Origin of the sequence: Bradyrhizobium sp. (assembly GCF_004799405.1) — a bacterium.
Taxonomy (GTDB): domain Bacteria; phylum Pseudomonadota; class Alphaproteobacteria; order Rhizobiales; family Xanthobacteraceae; genus Bradyrhizobium.
This window is the reverse complement of sequence record NZ_SSMW01000002.1, coordinates 117,026-132,464: the sequence shown is the minus strand read 5'-3', so window position 1 is coordinate 132,464 and position 15,439 is coordinate 117,026. Positions and strand designations below refer to the sequence as shown.

Genomic DNA, 15,439 nt, shown 5'->3' with positions numbered 1-15,439 from the left:
ACGCTGCAGTGCAATGTTGACCGTGTTGGCGACGGCAGCCTAACAGTAGAAACTCCCTCACCGGTCAATCACCGAACCAATGAAGCGAGAACCCCATGGATCTGCATTTGCGCGGCAAGCGCGTCCTGATCACCGGCGCATCGAAGGGTATCGGTGCGGCCGCCGCCGAAGCCTTTGCCGAGGAAGGTTGCCATCTCCGCCTTGCCGCCCGCAGCGGCGATCAGTTGAAGGCGCTGGCCGAGCGCCTGCGATCGGCGCATCAGATCGACGCCACCGCGCATGTCGTCGACCTGCGCAAGCCCGAGGACATCGCGCGGCTGGTGAAGGATGCGTCCGATGTCGACATCCTCGTCAACAACGCCGGCGATATTCCCGGCGGCTCGATCGACAAGATCGACGAGCCGACCTGGCGTCATGCCTGGGAGCTGAAGGTGTTCGGCTACATCAATATCACCCGCGCGATCTACGCGCAGATGAAGGCGCGCGGCCATGGCGTCATCGTCAACGACATCGGCGCCGCCGGCGAGAAGTTCGACGCCAACTACATCTGCGGCAGCGCCGGCAACGCCGCACTGATGGCGTTCACCCGCGCGCTCGGCGGCAAGAGTCTCGCCGACAACATCCGCGTGGTGGGGATCAATCCGGGCCCGGTCGGCACCGACCGCCACGTCACGCTGCTAAAGACCCGCGCCAAGCACCAGTTCGGCGACGAGAACCGCTACAAGGAATTCCAGAAAGGCCTTCCGCTCGGCCGCCCGGCGCATGCCAGGGAGATCGGCGATCTCATGGCGTTCCTGGCCTCCGATCGCTCGGGATATACCTCGGGCGTGATTTACACGGTCGATGGCGGAATCAGCGCTGGCTGGGGATAGCTGATGATTGGCAAGCGCTACTCAGCTACTCGTTCGAACAACTGCCGGACCAGCGTCGTGATCCGCCCCTTCGGCGAAACCAATTGATCCATGATGGTGAAGTGATTGGCGCCGGGGATCTCTTCGTAGGTCACTGGCAATCCGTACTTGGCGCGATGCCCGGCAAAATCCGCGGTCTGTTGGCGCAATAGCGGCAATTCAGCGCTGCCGGCGACCAGCGACAGCGGCTTCATCGGCCCCCCAGCCTGCATCATCGGCGAGTTGCGACGGGAGGCGGCTTCATCCAGGCCGAGCTTGACGTTGAGATAGCTGTGGCGGATCGGCTCTAAATCGTAGATGCCGCTGATGGCCATGCCCGCTTTGACCTGCGGATGCGACAGCGCCATCGCGGTCAGATGCCCGCCGGCGGACCAGCCGGACACCACGATCCTTTTGGGATCGCCGCCGAGCGCAGGCAATTGTCCGGTCAGAAAGTCCAGCCCCTTGTGGATTTCCGCGACGATCTCGTCGAGCGTCGCATCCGGCGCCAGCGTGTAGCCGAACAGTGCGACGTTGATGCCGTGCGCCATCGGGCCCTCGGCAACCAGCGAGAACACTTCCTTGGCGCGGGTCTGCCAGTAGCCGCCGTGGATAAACACCAGCGTCGGCCCGCCATCCGCGGCTTTGAGGAAATCGATCCGGTTGCGCTCGCGCGGGCCGTATCGGAGATCGAGATGCTGGGGATACCGCGCCCGCATCTCGGCGGAAAGCCGCTCCCAGCGGGCAGCCATGTCAAAGCTTCCGGCGACCGCAACGCCATTGTTGAGACCGAGATCAATGTCCTGCTGGCTCATGCCGCGCCAGTCGGGCGCGTCGAACGGCGTGGTCATGCGCATCTCCAATCGATAAAATAAAACCTCCGCGTTTCCACTTTGCCGGAAAATGTTTTACACGGCTATACAATCCGCTATCGAGAAGCGGAAACGCTGGGAGAACGTTCAAGTGGCATCCGATCAGGGACTGGTGCGGGCAACGGCCTGCGCCGTGATAGACAAGCTCAACGCCGGCGAAGTCACGCCGCTCGATCTGCTTGACGTGCTGGAACAACGCATCGCCGAAGTCGACGGCAAGGTCAACGCCCTGCCGACGCTTTGTTTCGATCGCGCCCGCACCCACGCCAGAGCGCTGATGAAAAAACCCGCCGGCGAGCGCGGCCTGCTCGCAGGGCTGCCGATCCCAATCAAGGACCTGTTCAACGTCGAGGGGGTGCGCAACACCCAGGGCTCGCCGATTTTCAAGGACACGATTTCGACGCGCTCCGACCTCGTGGTCCAACATCTCGAAGACAATGGCGGCGTGGTTTACGCCAAATCCAACACCCCGGAATTCGGCGCGGGCGCCAACACCTTCAACGAGGTGTTCGGCGCCACCCTCAACCCCTGGGACGTTTCGCGCTCGGCCGCCGGCTCCTCGGGCGGTGCTGCGGTGGCGCTTGCGACCGGCATGGCGTGGCTCGCCCATGGCACCGACATGGGCGGCTCGCTGCGCAATCCCGCCAGCTTCTGCGGCATCGTCGGCATGCGGCCGAGCATCGGCCGCGTCGCCCACACCCCAGTGTCAAGCATCGACCGCAATCTCACCGTCCACGGCCCGATGGCCCGCAACGTCGAGGATCTCGCGCTGTTGCTCGATGCCATGAGCGGCGAGCATGCGGCCGATCCGTTGTCGCTGCCCAAGCTGCCGGACTCGTTTCTATCAGCCGCGCGCTCCGGCAAGGGGCCACTGCGCGTCGCCTATTCGCCCGATCTTGGCATCACTCCCGTCGACCCTGAAGTCGCAGCCATCACGGCCAAGGTGGCCGCCCGTTTCGCCGAGGCCGGCGCCGTCGTCGAGCAAGCGCATCCCGACCTGCGCGAGGCCCATGAGTGTTTTCATGTACTGCGCGCATTCGATTTTGCGATGACCAAGGCGGAGTTGCTGCGAACCAAACGCGACATGCTCAAGCCCGAGGTGATCTGGAATATCGAGGAAGGCCTCAAGTTATCGGTGGAACAGATTGCGCGCGCCGAAGCGCAGCGCGTCGAAATGACGGCGCGCACCGTCGCATTCTTCGGCAAATACGATCTGCTGCTGACGCCTGCCACCATCGTCGCCCCCTTCCCGATCGCAGATCGCTACGTCGCCGAATGCGCCGGGAAAAAATTCGAGAACTACGTCGAGTGGCTCGGCATCGTCTATGCCATTACGCTGGTGTGCTGCCCGGCGCTGTCGCTGCCTTGCGGATTCACCGCAACCGGCCTGCCGGTCGGATTGCAGATGGTGGCCGCCCCGCGCGGCGAGGCCCGGCTTCTCGCCGGCGCCAGGGTGCTGGAAGATATTCTTGGCGTACGCGGCACCACGCCGATCGATCCGAGGCCCGCCAAGTAACCGGCCCGAAGCCAGAAAAGCCACGATTTGGGCGCTGGCGGACGACGCCGGCACCGTTATAATCGCCCGGAAAACACGCGGCCGATCGGCGCGAGGCAGGGGAACGCTCAGGATGTCCGGAAAGCTGAAAGTACATGTCGACCAGGACAAATGTCAGGGCCACGCCCGTTGCAAGTCGCTGGCGCCTGAACTGTTCGAGCTCGACGAATTCGGCAATGCCCATGAAGTCGGCGACGGCGCCGTGCCTGCGGGCCTTGAGGACAAGGCGTGGCTTGCCAAGGCCAATTGCCCGGAAATCGCGATTGAAGTCACCGAAGAGTGAACCGTTTGGTGCCGCCGATTTGAAAACTGCTGATTTTCAGCGCCGTGATAGATCAAGCGAATAAAGCAGAGGAATTTGTCCTGATGTCCGACCCCGTCCGCGCCATGTCCAGTCCCGCGCCCACAATGCCCGATCACCCTCCCGTCACCGACTGGGTGCACGATTTCGACCACACCGACCCGCGCTGGACCGAGAATCCGTTTCCGATCTGGGACGAATTGCGGGCCGAATGCCCTGTCGTTCACACCAAGCGCTTCCTCGGCTGCTATCTGCCGACCACCTACGAGGCCGTGAAGCAGATCGCCTATGACACCGAGCATTTTTCCTCGCGCCGCGTCATCGTGCGCGACATCAGGCCTGACATCACGCAGTCGGCGCCGCCAATCACCTCCGATCCGCCCGAGCACAAGCCGGCCAAGCAGTTGCTGCTGCCGCCGTTCACGCCCGACGCGATGAAAAAACTGGAGCCGAGGGTTCGCGCCATCTGCAACGAACTGATCGACGAATTCATCGCGGACGGGAAATGCGACGCCGCTGCGCGCTACACCAAGCACATTCCGGTTCGCGCCATCGCCCACATGCTCGGCATTCCCGAAAAGGATGGCGATCTCTTCATCAAATGGATCCACGAGATACTCGAACTGGGCATCAAGGATGACGGGATCATGATGCGCGCGATCCATGAGATGAGCGGCTATTTCGCCGGCCATATCGAGCATCGCAAGCAACACCCGAGCGACGACCTGATCTCGACGCTGATGAAGGCCAGGGACAAGAACGGCGAGCCCTTGTCCGACATCCACGTGCTGGGCTCGCTGCGGCTGCTGCTGATCGCCGGCATCGACACCACCTGGAGCGCGATCGGCTCCTCGCTGTGGCATCTGGCGAAAACTCCCGCGGATCGCGACCGTCTGGTTGCCGAGCCGGAATTGATGCCGTCAGCCGTCGAGGAATTGCTGCGCGCTTATTCGCCGGTAACGATGGCCCGCGAAGTGATGAAGGAGACGGTGATCAGTGGCTGCCCGATCAAGCCCGGCAACATGGTGCTGCTGTCGTTTCCCGCCGCCAACCGCGATCCCGCGATGTTCCCCGATGCCGACAAGGTGCAGATCGACCGCAAGGAAAACCGCCATGCCGCCTTCGGCCTTGGCATCCACCGCTGCGTCGGCTCCAATCTCGCGCGCATGGAAATGACCGTGGCGATCGAGGAATGGCTGAAGCGAATTCCGGATTTCAGGCTCGACCCGGCCGGTCAGGTCACCTGGTCGGAAGGCACCGTGCGCGGACCGCGGCAGCTTCCGGTGCTGTTCGGGAAGAACTGAGCTAGCGATATCGTTTCAAACCGTCATGGCGCGCCAGCGGGTCGCGCGAATGCGCGCCCGATGACCGGCTCCGCGGAACAATCCACAGGACGAACGCGACGTTCTGGATTGCTTCGTCGCCTCGCTGTTCGCAATGACGGCATCCTTCGCGCCGACCTCTCCCATTGGGAGAGGTGAAGACCTCGCCATGGAGACCGACCATGCCAAATGAACGCTTCCAATTCACGGGCTCGGACGGCCAGCAACTTGCGGCCTCGCTCGACCTGCCCGAACGGGAGCCGCTGGCTTATGCGCTGTTCGCGCATTGCTTCACTTGCGGCAAAGATGGACTGGCGGCCAAGCGGATCGCGACCACGCTGGCGGCCAGGGGCATCGCGGTGCTGCGCTTCGACTTCACCGGTTTGGGCTCCAGCGAAGGAGATTTCGCCAATACCACGTTCTCTTCGAACGTCGCCGATCTGGTGCGGGCTGCCGATCATCTGCGCGAAATCCGCAAAGCGCCGGCGATCCTGATTGGCCACAGCCTTGGGGGCGCGGCCATCCTCGCCGCCGCCGGCCAAATTCCGGACGCCAAGGCGGTCGTCACCATCGCGGCACCTTCCGACCCCGCCCATGTCACCGGCCTGTTCAAGGAACGCATCGAGGACATCCGCAAGCACGGCAAGGCCCAAGTCTCGCTCGCAGGCCGGCCGTTCCTGATCAGTCGCGAATTCCTCGACGATATCGCCGAACATGGCCTGATGGCGCATGTCGCGAAGCTGCACAAGGCGCTGCTGATCATGCATTCGCCGACCGACGACACCGTCGGCATCGACAATGCCACGCATATTTTTGTCGCAGCCAAGCATCCCAAGAGCTTCGTGTCGCTGGCCGGCGCGGATCATCTTTTGACCGGCAAGCGCGACGCGGCCTATGTCGCCGATGTCATCGCCGCCTGGGCCGCGCGCTACCTCGATCCTATGGCCGCCGAGCAACCCGCCGATCTCGGCGAAGCTGCGCGCAACGTCGTGGTTCGCGAAACCGGCAACGGCAAATTCCAGCAGATGGTGACGGTCGGTCCGCATCGAATGCTGGCGGATGAGCCGGTGGCAGCCGGCGGCGAGGATAGCGGACCCGGCCCCTATGACTACGTGCTGGCCGGGCTAGGCGCCTGCACCTCGATGACCATGCGGCTTTATGCCGACCGCAAATCGCTACCGCTCGAACGCGTGACCGTGACGCTCAAGCACAGCAAGATCCATGCGCAGGATTGCACCGAGTGCGAAACCAAAGACGGCATGCTCGACCAGATCGATCGCACCATCGCCATGGCAGGTGCACTCGATGCCGAGCAGCGCAACAAGCTGATGGAAATCGCCGACAAGTGTCCGGTGCATCGCACCCTCACCTCGGAGATCCACATCGTGACCCATGCGGCCGATTGACGAGCGGACTAGCCGGCGTATCATCGTCCGACAAGGAATCTGACCATGCCGGTGGTAGCCCGCGTCGACCCGAGAGCCGTTTTTACGCCGGAGCGATGGAGCCGGCTGACATCGCGCAGCTCATTGCGCGGCATGTGGCTCGTGCTTCATGCCTGGGGCACCATCGTTGCGGCGATCGCGCTGGTCACGCTGTGGCCCAATCCGCTGACATGGCTGGTCGCGGTGACGGTCGTTGGCGCACGCCAGCTCGGGCTCGCGATCCTGATGCACGAAGCCGCCCATGGCGGGCTTCACAGCAACAAAGCGATCAATGAATGGACCGGACAATGGCTGTGCGCGGTGCCGGTCGGCGCCGATCTTGCGAGCTACCGTTCCTATCATCTGCAGCATCACAAATTCACCCAGCAGCCGGAGGATCCCGATCTTTCGCTGTCGGCGCCGTTCCCGATCACGCGGGAGAGCTACACCCGCAAGGCGATCCGCGATCTCACCGGACAGACGTTTGTAAAGCAACGCCTGCCCCTGTTCCTGTCGCTGTTCAAACGCAAGATTGCCGATGAAGCGGTCTCGCATGAGAGCTTCGTATCAAGCGGCGCCGACAAGATGGCGCGATTTCTCGGCCTGAATGCTCTGCTGTTCGGCCTGTTCTGGCTGGCCGGCGCGGGCATCTGGTTCTGGGGCGTCTGGGTATTTGCGATGGCAACCTGGCTGCCGCTGGTGACGCGGATTCGGAACATTGCCGAACATGCCTGCACATCGACGGGCGAGGACCCGTTCAGCCACGCCCGCACCACGCGCGCCAACCCGATCGAGCGGTTGTTGATCGCGCCCTATTGGGTGAACTACCACGCCGAACATCATCTCTTCATGTATTTGCCGTGCTACCGGCTTCCCGAGGCGCATCGGCTGTTGATCGAAAAGGGCCTGATCGAACGGATGGAAGTACGGCCCGGATATCTCGACGTGATGCGACTGGCGACCTCAAGCCAGCGGGCCTGACCGCGCATCCTGAGAGACCAACGGCTGCACACGAAGCACCCCGCGCAACCCCGCGGCCGTACCCAGTAAAATTCCGGCGACGGCAACAAACGAGGCCAGCGCCAGCGTCGACAGGCCGGTGAGGCCCTGCCCGATCGAGCAGCCATAGGCCATCGCGCCGCCGGCTCCCATCAGCGCCGCGCCGCCGATCGAGCGCAGCATGTGGCGCGGCGAGGTATAGCCTTCCCAGTGAAAGCGGCGCGTTACGAGCGCCGTTATCAGGCTTCCGGCGAATACACCGGCGACCATGGTGATGCCGAAATTCAGCGTCAGCCCCGTCGACAGCATGGCGTATTGCACGGTGTCGGCGATCGGCGCGACGAAGGTGAGCGAAGTGACCGGCACGGGATTGAAATCGTCGGCGGCGAGATAACCGGTCGCGAACCATCCTGCGGCCACCAGCAGGCCGACAATGAGCCCCGCGGCGATCTGTCCCCAAGCGCGCTGGAACGGCGCGTGCGCGAATGCAAAGATGATCAAGGCCCCCGCTATCGCCGAAGCCGCCAGCGTGCGTGCGAAAGTTTCGCCAACGCCCAGCGTCGACAGCAACGCCGGCAGGGAAATGACCATCGGCGTGGCCTGCGACACCTGCAGCACGGCGATCCGCGCCGGCGCAAACAATCCTTTCAGCGTCATCTGCGCGGCGATGCCGAGCACGATCACCACCACGAACGAGCGCAGATTGCCGCGGCCGAGCAATACCAGCGCGCGCGAGCCGCAGCCGTTCGCAAGCACCATGCCGTAACCGAACAGCAATCCGCCGATGAACATCAGCGGCGCCGAAAATGACGGTTGCAGATAAATCGATTTACCGAGATCGACGACGCCGCCTTCCGCCAAAAGCTGCGTCGCGGCGATGGCAACGCCAAGCGCCAGCGCGTAGGTCCTGATCAGGCGGCTGTCGCCATCGGCCCACCAGCCGCGCAGGCCGCTGAGCAAACAAAAGCCGCTCAACAGACCGACCGCGCCATAAACGAGACCGATCAGCAATCCGCTCACTGCGATAATATAGCCACCGCCCACTGGTTTTTTCCTCGGCTTTCCACAGCTGTAACAGCCGGCAACCCGTCAAATAAGATATGATCTTACGGTTGCTATAAGGCCTTGAGCATGGCGCCGTCCACGGCTCGCAGGGCCTAAGAATGAAGCTATCGCTGGGCGCATCGCAAAGGGAATAAAACCCTCGCTCCAAATCGCAACTCGATGGTTTTCGTTCCCATTAAGGATTCTAAAAAATACCGAACCGCCTATTTTGAAGGCTGCAAGATCACCCGGTCGCGCGACGAACCGGCGACTGCGAGAAAAGCAGCCTTGGCTTGTTCCAGCGGATAGATTGCATTCGGATGAATCGGAAACGGCTTGAGGTTTCCGCTGGCGAAGCCCGGACCGAGTTCTCTCAGCACCGCGCCGGTCGCAATTGACGATAGTCCCAGCGTATCGATGCCGACATAGGTATGCTGGCCGCGATAGAATTCCAGGATATCGAACTGGACGGTTCGTTCGATGGTCGCGATCAGGATTTGGCGACCCCGCAACGCCAGCGATCGATGCGCGGCCTGAAAATAGGGATCGCCGACGGTATTGAACACGATATCGGCGCCCTTGCCGCCGGTCAGTTCGCGGACGCGTGTAGCAACATCGGTGGCTGAGGAAACGATGACCTCGACATTTGAATTGGCGTGGCCTTCGTAAGGCTCATTCTTGCGCACCACGCCGATCACGCGTGCACCGTTCCAGCTTGCGATCTGCACCGCGGCCTGTCCGACCTTGCCGTTGACGCCCATCACCAGCACCGTCTCATGGCTGTTGGGTATTCCGGCACGGCGAAAACCTTCCATCGCGGTGACGAAGGGAACGCCGATCCCGGCGGCTTCTTGCCATGACAGATTTCCCGGTTTCGCCACCACGGCATCGGTCTCGACGGCCAGATGGGTGGCATGGGTGCCGTCGCGCCGGATGCCGAGGTCGCCCGAAGAGCCGAACACCTCGCGTCCGATCCAGTCGGCCGGGCCATCGATCACGACGCCCGCGTAGTCGCGGCCGGGCGTGCGGGGAAATACCGCGTAAGGCATCAGGCCGGTCGCGGCCTTCACGTCGGACGGATTGACCGCCGCCGCCTTGACCTCGATCAGCAACTCGCCTGCGGCACGCGACAGCGTACGCCGCTCGACCGAGGGCGCCAACGAGGCCGGATTGTCCGCCTTCGCCGGCAACCGCACGCAGCGGGCGTCAACGGAAACGGGCGGACGGTCAGGTTTTTTGGGCGCAGTTATGATGAATGCTTCCTGTTTTCAGTACGACTTTTCGGACGCTTTTGTGCCTGCGGGGGTCGTTGACAGCATCGCCGCTTCGCCTCATGACTAGCCGACTGACCGCTTAGTTCAAGAGGCTTGTTCCAACAAGCCCGTGCCTGGAGGATCGTTTTGCATCCGTTGCCGATTGCGGAGAGACCTCAGTGAACGTCAAGGCTTCCCTGTCGCCCGACGATCTCGCGCGCGCCTGTGCGGAGGCGATGTGGAAGGACGACGACGCCAGCAAGGGCCTCGGCATGGAGATCCTCGCGGTCAGACCGGGTGAAGCCACGCTGACGATGACGATCCAGCCGCATATGGTGAACGGTCAGCGAATCGCCCATGGCGGCTTCATTTTCCTGCTGGCGGATTCGGCCTTTGCATTCGCCTGCAATTCCCACAACGAGCGCGCGGTCGCGGCACAGTGCAATGTCTCCTTCATCAGGCCGGGCAGGCTCGGCGACCGGCTGGTGGCAACCGCACGGGAAATCTCGCGCAGCGGCCGTTCCGGGATCTACGATGTGCGCGTCACATCAGATGACAGCGTGATCGCCGAATTGCGCGGCCATTCGCGCACCGTCGGCGGCAGCTGGGTGCCATCGGCTGCAACCGATGCCAAGTTGAAATAAGCAGTCATTCAGGGAAACGCGAGATGGCTTCGACCAATCCTCACTCCAGCAAAACCGGTTATCGCGCCGAGATGGACGATGCCGAACGCGCGTCCCGCGACGAAATCACCGCGCTGCAGACTAGGCGCCTCGCCTGGTCATTGGCGTATGCCTACGACAACGTCGCGCATTACAAAAAAGCCTTCGACAAGGCCGGTGTGCATCCGAAAGATTTCTGGAAATTGTCCGATCTCGCCAGCTTTCCGTTCACGGTGAAGGCCGACCTGCGCGACAATTATCCGTTCGACATGTTCGCGGTGCCGCGTGAGAAACTGGTCCGCGTCCATGCTTCCTCGGGCACCACCGGCAAACCGATCGTGGTCGGATACACCAGGGCCGATATCGAGATGTGGTCGGATGTGATGGCGCGCTCGATCCGCGCCGCCGGGGGCCGCACCGGCATGATCATGCACAACGCCTATGGCTATGGCCTGTTCACCGGCGGCCTCGGCGCGCATTACGGCGCCGAGCGTCTCGGCTGCACCGTGGTGCCGGTGTCCGGCGGCATGACCGAGCGGCAGGTGCAATTGATCAACGACTTCAAGCCCGACATCATCACGGTGACGCCGAGCTACATGCTGGCGATCCTCGACGAATTCAAGAAACAAAAACTGGACCCGCGCAAATCGTCGCTGAAGTTCGGCATCTTCGGCGCCGAACCCTGGACCAACGCGATGCGCGCCGAGATCGAGACCGCATTCCACATGGATGCGACCGACATTTACGGCCTGTCCGAAGTGATCGGGCCCGGCGTGGCGCAGGAATGCGTGGAGACCAAGGACGGCCTGCATATCTGGGAGGATCATTTTTATCCTGAAGTGGTCGATCCCGAAACCGGCGCCGTACTGCCCGACGGCGAAAAGGGCGAGTTGGTGTTCACCTCGCTGACCAAGGAAGCGTTTCCCATCATCCGCTACCGCACCCGGGACCTGACGCGGCTGTTGCCGGGAACCGCGCGGCCGGGCATGCGGCGGATGGAGAAGGTCACCGGGCGTTCCGATGACATGATCATTCTGCGCGGCGTCAATGTATTCCCGACCCAGATCGAGGAAGTGTTGCTCGCCACCGATTGGTGCGGCGGTCATTTCATCATCGAGCTGACCCGCGAGGGCCGGATGGACGAGATGACGGTGTTGGCGGAAGCGCGCCCGGAGAACTGGGACGGCAGTGGCCTCGCCGAGCACACCGAGCGGGTCACCGCCTACATCAAGAACACCATCGGCATATCAACCCGCGTTCGCGCAGTGGCGCCCGAGACACTGGAACGCTCGCTGGGCAAGGCCAAGCGCGTGTACGATAAAAGGCCGAAGGGGTAAGCCCGTCATTCCGGGGCGCGCGCAGCGCGAGCCCGGAATCCATAACCACGATCAAGCGTATGGATTCCGGGCTCGCGCCAAAAGGCGCGCCCCGGAATGACGGCCTTTTCAAACGTGATCGTAATCCACCGTCACCCTGTCCGACACCGGCCTTGCCTGGCACGTCAGGATGAACCCCGCCTTCAGTTCCCACGGCTGCAGCGAATAGTTCACTTCCATCTTCGCATCGCCCTCGACCAGCTTGGCGCGGCAGGTTGAACACATGCCGCCCTTGCAGGCGAACGGCAAATCCATCCCCGCACGCAACGCCGCATCGAGGATGGCTTCGCCCTCTGCGACCGGCACCTCGCGGCGCTTGCCGTCGATGATCAGCGAGGCCATCGCCTTCGGCGGCGCCGTCACCGGCACCGGCGTTTTGGCGCGGGGTCTGCCGCCGAGCCCGGACACGAAGCGCTCGACGTGAATGCGGTCCGCGGCGATGCCGATATCGCGGCAGGTCGACTCGATATCCTCGCTCATCCCGGTCGGGCCGCAGATGAAGACATGGTCGACGCTTGAGGCCGGCACCAGCGAGCGCAGCAGCACCCTCACCTTCTCGCCGTCGAGCCGCCCGTGCAGGATCGCGATATCCTGCTCTTCGCCGGAGATCACATGGAATACCGAAAGCCGCTGCATGAAGCGGTCTTTCAGTTCTTCCAGCGCTTCGCGAAACAGCATGCCGCCGCTCGAACGATTGCCGCAAAACAGGAAGAACCGGCTGCCCGGCTCGCGTGCCAGCACGCCCTTCACGATCGAAAGTATCGGGGTGATGCCGGAGCCGGCGGCGAAGCCGACATAGACCCGCGCCTCGCCGGGCGCGAGCGGAATGCCGAAACGGCCGGTCGGCGTCATGACGTCGAGTTCGTCGCCGGCCTTCAATTCATCGGCAGCCCAGCTCGAGAACGCGCCGCCATCGACTTTCTTCACCGCGATGCGCAACTCGCCATCGTCGGGGCCGGAGCAGATTGAATAGGACCGGCGCACTTCCTCGCCGTCCATCGTCGTCCTCAAGGTCAGGTACTGTCCCGGGGCAAACCGGTAGTCGTTTGCAAGCTCTTCCGGAATCGCAAAGGTCAGCGACACCGCGTCGGCGGATTCGCGGCGCAGGTCGTTGACGGCGAGACGATGGAAGCGGGGAATCGAAGCCGACATCGTCAATGACATTTGAAGTAGTCGAACGGCTCGCGGCAGCTCTTGCAGCGCCACAGCGCCTTGCAGGAAGTCGAGCCAAATTCGGAAAGCACTTCGGTATCTTCCGAGCCGCATTGCGGACAAGCGACCTGCTGTTCGCCGAACAGCGCACGGCGGCCGCTGCCTGCCTGCGGCGGCGCGATGCCGTATTCCTTGAGCTTGCGGCGGCCGTCGTCGCTCATCCAGTCGGTGGTCCAGGCCGGCGACAGCACGGTTTGCACCTTCGGATTATGAAAACCCTCGCGCTCGAGGGCCAGTTCGATCTCCAGCGTGATCATGTTCATCGCAGGACAGCCGGAATAGGTCGGCGTAATCGCCACCTCGACGCGGCCGCCGGATACCGCGACATCGCGGAGCACGCCGAGATCGGCGATGGTGAGCACCGGGATTTCGGGATCGACCACTTGTGCCGCGACATCCCAGGCGCGTTGCCGCAACTCGGCATCGTCGTGCACGGCGGCTACCATGTCGCCCCCGGAAACGTCCGCTGCATCGACTGCAACTCGCTGAGCAGATGCCCGAGATGTTCGCTGTGCCGGCCGCTGCGGCCGCCCTGCTGCATCCAATCGCTTTTCGGCAACGCAAGCGTTGCTTCGCCCACAACATCGGAAATCATCGCAAGCCATCGCGATCGCAACGTCGCGGGATCGACGGCAATGCCGGATGCGATCAGGCTGCGCTCGCTGTCGTCGGCTTCAAACATTTCGCCGGTCAGCGCCCAGAGATCGTCGATCGCCGTTTGCGCGCGGCGATGGCTTTCCTCGGTGCCGTCGCCGAGCCGGACCACCCATTCCGAGGAATGCCGCAAGTGATAGGCGCTTTCCTTTTCGGATTTCGCCGCGATCGCCGCCAGCGTCGCATCACCGGATTTCATCATCGCGCGCCAATACAGGTCGGCGAAAGCCGAGTAGAAGAATTGCCGCAGCATGGTGCGCGCGAAATCGCCGTTCGGCTGTTCCAGCAGCAACAGATTGCGGTACTGCCTGACATCGCGCAGGTAGGCGAATTTGTCCTCGTCGTTGCCTTTGCCTTCGACCTTGGCCGCGTAGGAATAGAGCTCGCGCGCCTGGCCCAGCAGATCGAGACCCATGTTGGCGAGCGCCATGTCCTCTTCCAGCGCGGGCGCATGGCCGCACCATTCCGACAGCCGATGACCCAGGATCAGCGCGTCGTCAGCCCGGCGCAGCAGGTACAGCACCAGCGGAGTTTCGGAGACGGAGATCGAAGCGGTGGCCATCACATATGCCCGACTTCATCCGGCACGTCGTAAAACGTCGGATGACGGTAGATCTTGGATTCCGCCGGCTCGAACATCATGCCCTTCTCGGCGGGATCGGACGCGGTGATCGCATTCGACGGCACCACCCAGATCGACAGGCCTTCGCCGCGGCGGGTGTAGATGTCGCGCGCGGCCTGCAGCGCCAGGGTCGCGTCGGTGGCGTGCAGCGAGCCGACATGCTTGTGCGCGAGGCCGTTGCGGCTGCGGATGAAAACTTCCCAGAGCGGAATGTTCGGCGTGGCCATCATGGCCTCCCTGAATATTGTTGCAGCTTAGGCCGCGGCCTGGCGATTCCTGCGCTTCGCGGCATAGGCCAGCGCCGCCTCCCGCACCCAGGCGCCCTCTTCATGCGCCTTGCGGCGCGCCGCCAGACGATCGCGGTTGCAGGGTCCGTTGCCGGCCAGCACCGCATTGAATTCGTTCCAGTCGATCGTGCTGTATTGCCAGTTGCCGGCTTCGTTCTGCGTCATGCCGGGATCGGGAATGGTCAGCCCCAGAAACTGCGCCTGCGGCACCGTCGCATCGACGAATTTTTGGCGCAGTTCGTCGTTGGAGAAGCGCTTGATCTTCCATTTGGTCGAGTTATCGCTGTGCTGGCTGGCCTTGTCGGGCGGACCAAACATCATCAGCACCGGCCACCACCAGCGATCGAGCGCGTTCTGCGCCATCGCCTTCTGCTCTTCGGAGCCACGCGCCAGAGTCAGCATGATCTCGAAACCCTGGCGCTGGTGAAACGATTCCTCCTTGCAGACGCGGATCATCGCGCGCGCGTAGGGTCCATAGGAGCAGCGGCACAGCGGAATCTGGTTCATGATGGCGGCGCCATCGACCAGCCAGCCGATCACGCCGATGTCGGCCCAGGTCAGCGTCGGATAGTTGAAGATCGACGAGTACTTGGCTTTCCCGGCCAGCATCAGGTCGACCAGCTCTTCACGCGAAGCGCCGAGCGTCTCGGCCGCGGCATAGAGATAGAGCCCGTGGCCGCATTCGTCCTGCACCTTGGCGAGCAAGGCCGCCTTGCGGCGCAGCGATGGCGCCCGGGTGATCCAGTTGCCTTCCGGCAGCATGCCGACGATTTCAGAATGCGCGTGCTGCGAGATCTGCCGCGTCAGCGTCTTGCGATAGGCCGCGGGCATCCAGTCGTTCGGCTCAATGCGGTCTTCGGCGTCGATCCGAACCTGAAACTGCGCGGCGCGGTCAGCGTCCTCGACATGACGGTCTTCGGCGTCGGAGGTGTTGAGCGCTTGGGTGTACATGGCCGGTCTCCGCGG

16 protein-coding genes are annotated in these 15,439 nt (G+C 63.0%); 8 read left to right on the top strand and 8 right to left on the bottom strand.

Annotation, left to right across the window (positions count from 1 at the left end; all coding sequences use genetic code 11):
* Positions 1-95 precede the first annotated feature (95 nt).
* The gene (locus tag E7813_RS00855) at positions 96-872 is read left to right on the top strand and encodes an SDR family oxidoreductase (protein WP_291569903.1); all 777 of its coding nucleotides are present in this window, start codon (positions 96-98) and stop codon (positions 870-872) included.
* 17 nt (positions 873-889) lie between these two features.
* Here E7813_RS00855 and E7813_RS00850 read toward each other — a convergent pair whose 3' ends face one another.
* The gene (locus tag E7813_RS00850; protein ID WP_291569901.1) at positions 890-1,741 is read right to left on the bottom strand and encodes an alpha/beta hydrolase; all 852 of its coding nucleotides are present in this window, start codon (positions 1,739-1,741) and stop codon (positions 890-892) included.
* 112 nt (positions 1,742-1,853) lie between these two features.
* On the opposite strand from E7813_RS00850, the gene E7813_RS00845 reads away from it, so the two are divergent.
* From E7813_RS00845 to E7813_RS00825, 5 genes are all read left to right on the top strand, one after another.
* Complete coding sequence (locus E7813_RS00845) at positions 1,854-3,278, top strand: amidase family protein (RefSeq protein ID WP_291569899.1); 1,425 nt, start codon at positions 1,854-1,856, stop codon at positions 3,276-3,278.
* A gap of 112 nt (positions 3,279-3,390) precedes the next feature.
* Entirely contained in the window at positions 3,391-3,600 is a 210-nt protein-coding gene (locus tag E7813_RS00840; RefSeq protein WP_291569897.1) for a ferredoxin, read from the top strand.
* Positions 3,601-3,683: 83 nt separating this feature from the next.
* Positions 3,684-4,922 (top strand): cytochrome P450, encoded by a 1,239-nt coding sequence (locus E7813_RS00835; RefSeq protein WP_291569896.1) that lies wholly within the window; start codon positions 3,684-3,686, stop codon positions 4,920-4,922.
* Positions 4,923-5,122: 200 nt separating this feature from the next.
* Positions 5,123-6,346 carry a bifunctional alpha/beta hydrolase/OsmC family protein gene (locus E7813_RS00830; RefSeq protein WP_291569895.1) on the top strand — a complete coding sequence of 408 codons (1,224 nt, stop codon included), beginning with the start codon at positions 5,123-5,125 and terminating at the stop codon, positions 6,344-6,346.
* 45 nt (positions 6,347-6,391) lie between these two features.
* Complete coding sequence (locus E7813_RS00825) at positions 6,392-7,345, top strand: fatty acid desaturase family protein (RefSeq protein ID WP_291569893.1); 954 nt, start codon at positions 6,392-6,394, stop codon at positions 7,343-7,345.
* Here the strand turns inward: E7813_RS00825 and E7813_RS00820 are convergent.
* Together E7813_RS00820 and E7813_RS00815 are read right to left on the bottom strand one after the other, a co-directional pair.
* Positions 7,328-8,407 (bottom strand): YeeE/YedE family protein, encoded by a 1,080-nt coding sequence (locus E7813_RS00820; protein WP_291569891.1) that lies wholly within the window; start codon positions 8,405-8,407, stop codon positions 7,328-7,330. The two genes, E7813_RS00825 and E7813_RS00820, sit on opposite strands and share 18 nt — an antisense overlap.
* Positions 8,408-8,631: 224 nt before the next feature.
* Positions 8,632-9,657: a zinc-binding alcohol dehydrogenase family protein gene (locus tag E7813_RS00815; protein ID WP_291570072.1), complete on the bottom strand. Its 1,026-nt coding sequence runs from the start codon at positions 9,655-9,657 to the stop codon at positions 8,632-8,634.
* 182 nt (positions 9,658-9,839) lie between these two features.
* Here E7813_RS00815 and paaI point away from each other — a divergent pair, with 182 nt between their 5' ends.
* Positions 9,840-10,304 carry a hydroxyphenylacetyl-CoA thioesterase PaaI gene (gene paaI, locus E7813_RS00810; RefSeq protein WP_291569890.1) on the top strand — a complete coding sequence of 155 codons (465 nt, stop codon included), beginning with the start codon at positions 9,840-9,842 and terminating at the stop codon, positions 10,302-10,304.
* Between the two features lie 23 nt (positions 10,305-10,327).
* Positions 10,328-11,659: a phenylacetate--CoA ligase PaaK gene (gene paaK / locus E7813_RS00805; RefSeq protein WP_291569887.1), complete on the top strand. Its 1,332-nt coding sequence runs from the start codon at positions 10,328-10,330 to the stop codon at positions 11,657-11,659.
* Between the two features lie 108 nt (positions 11,660-11,767).
* Here the strand turns inward: paaK and paaE are convergent, their stop codons facing one another.
* Genes paaE through paaA form a run of 5 tightly spaced genes read right to left on the bottom strand, consistent with a single transcriptional unit; the run spans position 11,768 to position 15,424 of the window.
* On the bottom strand, positions 11,768-12,850 hold the full coding sequence (gene paaE, locus E7813_RS00800) for a 1,2-phenylacetyl-CoA epoxidase subunit PaaE (RefSeq protein WP_291569885.1): 1,083 nt from the start codon (positions 12,848-12,850) through the stop codon (positions 11,768-11,770).
* Between the two features lie 2 nt (positions 12,851-12,852).
* Positions 12,853-13,356, bottom strand: coding sequence for a 1,2-phenylacetyl-CoA epoxidase subunit PaaD (paaD, locus tag E7813_RS00795; protein ID WP_291569883.1), 504 nt, complete (start codon positions 13,354-13,356; stop codon positions 12,853-12,855).
* On the bottom strand, positions 13,350-14,126 hold the full coding sequence (paaC, locus tag E7813_RS00790) for a 1,2-phenylacetyl-CoA epoxidase subunit PaaC (RefSeq protein ID WP_291569881.1): 777 nt from the start codon (positions 14,124-14,126) through the stop codon (positions 13,350-13,352). Before paaC ends, paaD begins: the two co-directional genes overlap by 7 nt.
* Positions 14,126-14,413: a 1,2-phenylacetyl-CoA epoxidase subunit PaaB gene (gene paaB / locus E7813_RS00785; RefSeq protein ID WP_074280659.1), complete on the bottom strand. Its 288-nt coding sequence runs from the start codon at positions 14,411-14,413 to the stop codon at positions 14,126-14,128. Before paaB ends, paaC begins: the two co-directional genes overlap by 1 nt.
* A gap of 27 nt (positions 14,414-14,440) precedes the next feature.
* Complete coding sequence (gene paaA, locus E7813_RS00780; RefSeq protein ID WP_291569878.1) at positions 14,441-15,424, bottom strand: 1,2-phenylacetyl-CoA epoxidase subunit PaaA; 984 nt, start codon at positions 15,422-15,424, stop codon at positions 14,441-14,443.
* Positions 15,425-15,439 lie beyond the last annotated feature (15 nt).

Excerpts from the sequence above, each read along its gene's own strand:
- E7813_RS00855 (WP_291569903.1), top strand. The coding sequence starts at position 96 with ATGGATCTGCATTTGCGCGGCAAGCGCGTCCTGATCACCGGCGCATCG.
- E7813_RS00850 (WP_291569901.1), bottom strand. The coding sequence starts at position 1,741 with ATGACCACGCCGTTCGACGCGCCCGACTGGCGCGGCATGAGCCAGCAG.
- E7813_RS00840 (WP_291569897.1), top strand. The coding sequence starts at position 3,391 with ATGTCCGGAAAGCTGAAAGTACATGTCGACCAGGACAAATGTCAGGGC.
- E7813_RS00835 (WP_291569896.1), top strand. The coding sequence starts at position 3,684 with ATGTCCGACCCCGTCCGCGCCATGTCCAGTCCCGCGCCCACAATGCCC.
- E7813_RS00830 (WP_291569895.1), top strand. The coding sequence starts at position 5,123 with ATGCCAAATGAACGCTTCCAATTCACGGGCTCGGACGGCCAGCAACTT.
- E7813_RS00825 (WP_291569893.1), top strand. The coding sequence starts at position 6,392 with ATGCCGGTGGTAGCCCGCGTCGACCCGAGAGCCGTTTTTACGCCGGAG.
- paaK (WP_291569887.1), top strand. The coding sequence starts at position 10,328 with ATGGCTTCGACCAATCCTCACTCCAGCAAAACCGGTTATCGCGCCGAG.
- paaE (WP_291569885.1), bottom strand. The coding sequence starts at position 12,850 with ATGTCGGCTTCGATTCCCCGCTTCCATCGTCTCGCCGTCAACGACCTG.
- paaD (WP_291569883.1), bottom strand. The coding sequence starts at position 13,356 with ATGGTAGCCGCCGTGCACGACGATGCCGAGTTGCGGCAACGCGCCTGG.
- paaC (WP_291569881.1), bottom strand. The coding sequence starts at position 14,126 with ATGGCCACCGCTTCGATCTCCGTCTCCGAAACTCCGCTGGTGCTGTAC.
- paaB (WP_074280659.1), bottom strand. The coding sequence starts at position 14,413 with ATGGCCACGCCGAACATTCCGCTCTGGGAAGTTTTCATCCGCAGCCGC.
- paaA (WP_291569878.1), bottom strand. The coding sequence starts at position 15,424 with ATGTACACCCAAGCGCTCAACACCTCCGACGCCGAAGACCGTCATGTC.